This window comes from Okeania sp., assembly GCF_983059655.1.
This window is the reverse complement of sequence record NZ_CEZPJD010000402.1, coordinates 1-7,021: the sequence shown is the minus strand read 5'-3', so window position 1 is coordinate 7,021 and position 7,021 is coordinate 1. Positions and strand designations below refer to the sequence as shown.

Sequence of the window (7,021 nt, the reverse complement as noted above, 5' to 3'; positions counted from 1 at the left end):
TTCTGCCTTCTTCTCATCCCTCATATTGAGTTAATATTTCTACCCCTGTTTCAGTAACAGCAACAGTATGCTCAAATTGTGCAGATAATTTACGATCCTTAGTAATAGCAGTCCAACCATCGTCAAGTATCTTTGCTTCCCAAGTACCTTCATTAATCATCGGTTCAATAGTAAATACCATTCCAGTCCGCAACTTTGTCCCTTTTCCTCTAGTACCATAATGAGGAATTTGTGGTGCAGTGTGGAAAATATTACTTACACCATGACCAACAAAATCTCTGACTACAGAAAAACCTTGTGCTTCAGCATACTCTTGAATAGCAGCTCCAATATCCCCAATTTTATTTCCAGGTTTAACTTCAGCAATGCCTAAATACATAGATTTTTCTGTAACTTCAACTAATTTTTTAGCCAATGGGGAAGGTTCACCTACGAAAAAAGTTTTAGAAGTATCTCCATGATAACCATCAAGAATTGGGGTTACATCAATGTTAATAATATCTCCTTCTTTTAAGATTTGTTTTCTGTTAGGAATACCATGACAAACTACCTCATTAATACTCGTGCAGATAGACTTAGGAAAACCATGATAACCAAGAGGAGCGCTACGAGCGCCATGAGCTTGCGTCCAACGTTCTGCCTCCCGATCTAATTCTAGAGTGCTTACCCCAGGCTTGACAAGAGGTTCAAGATGATGTAACAATTCTGCTGCCAAGCGCCCTGCCCGACGCATTTTTTCTATTTCTCTTTTTGATAATAAAACGATAGTTTCAGTTGCCATTGGTTATTTAATTATTTCTGCAAGCTATACGGTTGATAGACATAGCTTACTTTAGCATATATAGCGCGTAGCGCTAGGGAATAGGGAATAGGGAATAGGGAATAGTAAACTGTTAAAGGATTTCAGGGTTTATAAATTTCCTAACCTTACTTTAAAAGCGCCGTAGGAAACTTCACCAATTAATACTCATTTTTAACTTCCGCGTAGTGGCACTAGCGCATCTAGACTACAATTGCACCCAAAAAAAGAGAAATGATCGAAATTTTTAAAGTAGATAATATGGAGTATACTCCTTTTATTCGGCAAGTTGAAAAAATTGCTGGCGATGAAATTGTGTTTAGCGATCGAGAAGAAGATTGCGATGTATTTGTAAGTAGATTTTTTAAAAAATTAAAACCTTTGATTCTTCAGTATGGTTCGTCTAAAAAATACCTAGTTTGGACTCACGAACCAAGGTTTGATACTCATTTTAATCGCAAAGTATCCTGGAAAGGAGTAGATGTACATATAATGAACATTTACACGGGCGATATTTATTTGAATAATTATTACTTTTTTTGGCGAGACAATATATGTAAAATACCAGATTATAAAGTTGAAAAATTTGGTAGGGAAAAACATAAAAAGATTGCAGCTTTAATCAAAAATTGTCATTGGAATACATCCTTGATTTGTAATGGACGGGAATTAGATTTATATGAATTAAGAAAAAAAATTGCTTTACAGGGTTATCAGTTAGATAAAGTTGATATTTATGGCAAAGGATGGCAAGAAAATATTGTTATAGAAAATTCTCGTTCAGGAAGATGGCAAGAAAGAAAAATAGAGATATTGCAAAAATATCATTTTAACCTCTGTTTTGAAAATACTATTGCTGACTACTACTGTACGGAAAAAATTTGGGATTCTATCATCAGTGGCTGTCTTCCTATTTATTATGGGGGTAAAAATAGCAAGATTTATGAAGATTTTGAAAAAAATAGTTTTTTAGACTATACCGAGTTTAGAGATAGCAATGAATTATTTGAATATGTAGAAAAAATGAGTATAGATGAATTTAATCAACGCTTGAATCTCTGTATTCAGACATTCAATAAAACTTATGAAAAAGTTAAACAAATGAATCGAAAGAAACAAGTAGTTCAAAATATAGTGCAAAAACTTCAAGAAATTATGTAAGCATTTCCTGCGGAGTGCTTCCCTACGGGATGCTACGCAAACGCAAACAGCCATCATATCATGTCCGGTTGAGTAGTTATACTTTGGAGGAAGGAAGGCAGAAGGCAGGAGGCAGAAGGGTTTCTTCCAATGATGAATTAATTTTATACACAAACGATGCTACCGGACATGATATCAGCTATCAGCTCTTGCTTTTATATAGAATCCGGTTATATAGTATATGTATATGATTAGGCTGGATAACTGGTTGATGAAAAACTTTGTACCTTCTAACTTTATTCTTTCCCTTCTGCCTTCTGCCTTCTGCCCTCTGCCTTCCTTCTGTAGATACGATAAGTATTTAACCGGATTCTATATTAGACATCTCCGGAAAAGAGGCAGTAGGCAGTAGGCAGTAGAGGAAAAGAATTGATAATTTCTGTGCGATAATTGATTTTATTTTTTATTGTCGGAGATGTCTATTAGAGGGCGGGTTTTTCTACATCGGAAATGTCAAGGCTTTCGGCTAAACCCACCCCTACAATTGTGCTATTCATCAGAATTATTTTGGGGTTATAAATCAATTTCCCCAGCATCTGGATCTGTTTCCCGTTGACTATTCTGCTTCATCTGAGAATTAGTGCTAAGATTACTTTCAACCTCATCATTATAAAAGCGATAAAACAGAGGCTCATCTTTAAAATTATGTTCGTCTAAAACATGATGAATTATCCCCTGTTGTAACATTAATTGACCCATTAAAACAGCTTCTTCCCTAGTAGCTCGTTCGTGAATCATTAACCACTCTACCGCATCCGATCCAAAAAAGACATTTTTAAATTTCTTAAATTGAAATTTGCGGTCTTTGATAGAAACTCCGTTAGTTCCGCGCATCGCAGTGGCGATCGCTTCCCAGTCGTACTCTTCTTTAATAGCAGGTGGTTCGATAGATGGAATTTCTTCAGGGTGCAGTCGATGTTCCATAGGGGTTTGCGACCGCAACCAAGCATAGATTTCTGGGTCGAGATGTAAGTCTTGTTGAGGACGAGCTACTTCTACTCCATACTTGCGCAAAAATCTTTCTATCTGGTTATACAGGTGGGTTCTCACCTTCGGTTGCTTGAGAGGATCGCAGATAAAAGCCACTACCCGAAACTGTAAACCATCCTCTAAATATTGCCGAAATTTTACTTTAGGAGGTGGATGACGGAGAATATCTGGATGTTCTACTTGAGCAGCAGCAAGCAAAACTTTGTAGACAAAATCAATATCTGTTCCATAAGGAACTTTCACATAAGTTTTCACCCTAGTTATACCACTACGGTTCCAGTTGAGTAATTCCCCTTCAATAAAGCGAGAGTTGGGAATGGTAATAATATAGCGTTCGATATTAGAAATGTCAGTTGTTCTGGTACCGATGCGTTGGACTAAGCCTTGAAATTCTCCTACTTGAACTAATTCTCCAACTTTTATCGGACGATCGACAATTAAAATTAAGCCACAGATGAAGTCTTTAACAATATTTTGTAATCCAAAACCAATACCTACTCCGAGCGCTCCAAGCAAAATGGCTAGAGACTGAAAGTCTACTCCTCCAGCATTGAGAATGAGGACTGCTCCTATAGAAAGTAGTCCGTATTGGACAAAAAATGCAATTGTGTCTTGGTGGCTACGTTCAGTTTCTGTGAGGGGTAGGAAGCGAGATTTGAGGATGCTCACAAACCAGCTTACCACTACCCAAAGTGCGACTATGGTTAGGGCGATCGCTAATACTTGGCTAAGGGAAATGCTTTCTTCTCCCAGTTTAAACATTCTAGAATTAAATGTAGTGTCTAGAAGTTTGACAGCCTCATAAAACCAAGCTCTAGTCATAGGGAATAGTTGAATCCCATACTTGATCAATGTTGCCCATACTCCCACTTGCAATAATCTTAAACCTAATAGTTGTAAGGAGTGCCAGCGTCTGTAAGGATTTTGTAGCTTCTGGCGTTGAATGTAACGAAATGCTAATACGAGTACCACCTGAAATAACAGAGTAATCAAAAATGCAATTATCAGCTTTTTGACTGCCCAACGGGTATAAGCAGACGTGCGTTCCTGCCAACTTTTATTTAAACCCTGCTGGAGTTTTTCCTGCCACATTTGCACTTGAATATCTGAGTACATGGAGTTGAGGACATCCGCTTCTGTCACCTGCACTAAGGGACGACTATCGATGTTTAATACTACTTCTCGATCGGAGCGAACTACTTTTATCTGTGGTGGTGTTCTTCGTTGAATACTCTCAGCTAAGGCTGATTTCAGAGTTGATGTAATTAATTCGGCTCTCTCTTGGGCTGTTACTTTTCCCAAAGGGCCAATTTCTAAAAGCTCTCTACCATCTAATACTACTGGAGCTTTTACACTTGTTGCATCTTCTGCTAGGGCAGGAGAGAGCAGAAATATTGATAGTAAACAGATGCACAGTGCCAGAATTAATCTAAACCCATATTTCTGAAGTCTTGACATATAGTTGAAGGAAGAAGGAACAGGGAAGAAGGAAGAAAACGGAAGAAAGTTGATATTCTGTTGTTTTAGATGTTCCATAAGTCGAATTAAGGAAAAAGGAAGAGGGAAGAAGATGTAAGGAAGAAGGCTTTAGTTATCTAGGATACGAAGATTAATTATTAATATTTCGTTGTTTGAGCTATTCTATCACTTGTCTAGGTATTAATGCATTGTAATGGCGATCTATTGTAATTATGTTTGAATTGAGATAAATTGATCCAATCAAAATCAATCATGTACTACTAATTAAACCTATTAAATCAAAATCAAAAATCTGAATTTTTTACCAAGTATATGCACAAAAAATTATATGAAAAAATCACTACTATATTTGACAGTTTCAATCATCTGTGGGTGCAGTGACTTATCTACTGCTGAAAATCCATTAAATTTGTCTACCATGTCGCCCACTCCTAACTTTGTAGAATGCCCAAAAAAACCAATAATTCGTCTGGATAAGACAGATGCTAAATCTTTATCTTTAACCGAAAATATTATTACTATATCCGATACTGTTAACTCTGAAAAACAACTTAGCTATAAATTCTATGCCAGAAGGGGTAAAGACTTTAACTATAGAGTTACTAGCAATGTTTGTATTTGGATATTTGCCCCAGATACGAAACTATTACAACGTCGAGAATTAATCATCGCTGAACAGAGAGATTCACCAATTTCTGGAGAACAAATGTCTATTGACTTACCTCTAACAGGAGAATATATTGTGCAAGTTTCTAGCCCTAGTAAATCCGCAGAATTCAACCTAGAAATTAATTTAGGAGATTTACCAACACCAGAACTTTCTACCATTAGTATAGACGAGACTTCATCAACGCCAGAATCTGAAACTGTCCCTCAAGAATCTAGTTCTAAAACTTCTAGTGAAGCAGCAGTAAAAAATTATTATTCTAATCTTAGTCAAGGTAAATATGAGCAAGCTTGGAATCAACTATCAACAAGTTTTCAAGATAATCAACAACTACATCCAAATGGTTACAATTCCTATTATGATTGGTGGACGGGAATTAGTAATATTGCTATTCAAGATGTTAAGCAAGTCAGCACAAATACAGATACGGCTACAGTAAATGCTTTAGTAAAATATACAAAAAAATCGGGAGAAAATATTTCTCAATCTCTGGAGTTATTTTTAGTTTGGAATTCTACAGATAAAAAATGGAAGATAGATACAGTTAGCCTAAATTAGTTAGAATTATTATGGTAGAATATTCTTTGAATCTCACAAACAAAAATACTAATCAAATATATAGATATATTCTAGACTTAGAAGAATATTATGAAAATCGACCTGCCAGTTTTTTTACCTCAATAGTCTGCAATAAAATTAGAAATGAACTACAAAGTAAAGGTGGCTTTTATATTAATGATATGTACTTAAACATAATTATAAAAACATGGATTCAAGATATCAAAGAAGGATATAGAGATAGTAATATTTTTCTAGATTTACCTAAAATTAATCATCAGAATATTAACCTCAAAAAATCAGGAAATCAAGAAATTACTAAACTTATTGATCCAGACTTATCTGATATAGAACCAAAAATTGGTGCCTTACCTCCCCTAGACTTTTCTTAAAGTAAGAAAGAAGGAAGAAGGTAGATTAAGTAGGGTGTTTCAGCAATTAACAATGAACAATTAATAATTAATAATTAATTATTACTCCTCCTTAAAATAAAGGGATTGACTAAAAAGAAAATTTTTGATTTTTTCCCCTTAAAAGAGGAAGCTTCAAACCAAAATTGTCCAATTATTAATTATGAGGTGACGATATCCTTACCATTCTGGAATAATGCTCGATTTGACTATCACGCACAGCTTGCTTTGGGATGGTGCTATACGATCTAATATTTATTTGGCAAGTACTCTTTAAAGTAAGAAATAATGAAAGAGCAAAAAGGAAGAAGGTAGTTAGCTCAAGACTATTACTAAACAAAAACATCAAGTTAAAAATTATGTTGCAGAAAAAAAGTTAAAATAGAGGATTATGACTATTCATTGTAATGTATGTTTCTACGATAGAAATTCTGACACGAATCAATTTTGTGAAGTTTGTGGTTCAGAAATACAACCATCAGTTATTTTGTCCGCAGTTGCAGAAAAAGGCAATCAAGAGGGAGAAACACAAACTGTTTTACAAACAGATGAACAAGCAGTAAATTTTCATCAAAGTATTAATCAAAATATTAACAATAATCCTGTAAATGCACCAGTTAATACAAATATTCAAACTAGCTCACCTCCAAGTTTAGAAACTAGTGAAAAAGCAAATATTTTACCTACAAATTCTGCTAATCCTACTGTGATTACTGGAACAATTGCTAAACTTATTCCAAAACAAGTAGGTTCACCCGTACCAGAATTTATTATCGATAGTAACAATGTTTTGATTGGCAAATTTGATCCTAATATTGGTCCTGTAGAAATTGATTTAGATGGATTTTATGGAGATGAAACAGTTTCTTCTACCCATGCAGAAATCTATTTTGAAAATAATCAATGGCAGATTAAAGA

At 35.0% G+C, this 7,021-nt stretch carries 6 protein-coding genes; 4 read left to right on the top strand and 2 right to left on the bottom strand.

Going from position 1 to position 7,021, the window contains the following annotated elements:
• Positions 1-13: 13 nt before the first annotated feature.
• On the bottom strand, positions 14-781 hold the full coding sequence (gene map, locus AC3DU7_RS20395; protein WP_488041135.1) for a type I methionyl aminopeptidase: 768 nt from the start codon (positions 779-781) through the stop codon (positions 14-16).
• A gap of 252 nt (positions 782-1,033) precedes the next feature.
• Here map and AC3DU7_RS20390 point away from each other — a divergent pair, with 252 nt between their 5' ends.
• Positions 1,034-1,960, top strand: a complete 927-nt coding sequence (locus tag AC3DU7_RS20390) for a glycosyltransferase family 10 domain-containing protein (protein WP_488041134.1) — start codon at positions 1,034-1,036, stop codon at positions 1,958-1,960.
• Positions 1,961-2,512: 552 nt separating this feature from the next.
• On the opposite strand, the gene AC3DU7_RS20385 is transcribed toward AC3DU7_RS20390, so the two are convergent.
• Positions 2,513-4,447 carry a mechanosensitive ion channel domain-containing protein gene (locus tag AC3DU7_RS20385; protein ID WP_488041133.1) on the bottom strand — a complete coding sequence of 645 codons (1,935 nt, stop codon included), beginning with the start codon at positions 4,445-4,447 and terminating at the stop codon, positions 2,513-2,515.
• Positions 4,448-4,796: 349 nt separating this feature from the next.
• On the opposite strand from AC3DU7_RS20385, the gene AC3DU7_RS20380 reads away from it, so the two are divergent.
• From AC3DU7_RS20380 to AC3DU7_RS20370, 3 genes are all read left to right on the top strand, one after another.
• Positions 4,797-5,693 (top strand): hypothetical protein, encoded by an 897-nt coding sequence (locus AC3DU7_RS20380; RefSeq protein WP_488041132.1) that lies wholly within the window; start codon positions 4,797-4,799, stop codon positions 5,691-5,693.
• 11 nt (positions 5,694-5,704) lie between these two features.
• Positions 5,705-6,085, top strand: a complete 381-nt coding sequence (locus tag AC3DU7_RS20375; RefSeq protein WP_488041131.1) for a hypothetical protein — start codon at positions 5,705-5,707, stop codon at positions 6,083-6,085.
• Positions 6,086-6,494: 409 nt separating this feature from the next.
• A partial coding sequence (locus AC3DU7_RS20370; protein WP_488041130.1) for an FHA domain-containing protein occupies positions 6,495-7,021 on the top strand: 527 nt, incomplete at its 3' end.

Excerpts from the sequence above, each read along its gene's own strand:
- AC3DU7_RS20380 (WP_488041132.1), top strand. The coding sequence starts at position 4,797 with ATGAAAAAATCACTACTATATTTGACAGTTTCAATCATCTGTGGGTGC.
- AC3DU7_RS20375 (WP_488041131.1), top strand. The coding sequence starts at position 5,705 with ATGGTAGAATATTCTTTGAATCTCACAAACAAAAATACTAATCAAATA.
- map (WP_488041135.1), bottom strand. The coding sequence starts at position 781 with ATGGCAACTGAAACTATCGTTTTATTATCAAAAAGAGAAATAGAAAAA.
- AC3DU7_RS20385 (WP_488041133.1), bottom strand. The coding sequence starts at position 4,447 with ATGTCAAGACTTCAGAAATATGGGTTTAGATTAATTCTGGCACTGTGC.
- AC3DU7_RS20390 (WP_488041134.1), top strand. The coding sequence starts at position 1,034 with ATGATCGAAATTTTTAAAGTAGATAATATGGAGTATACTCCTTTTATT.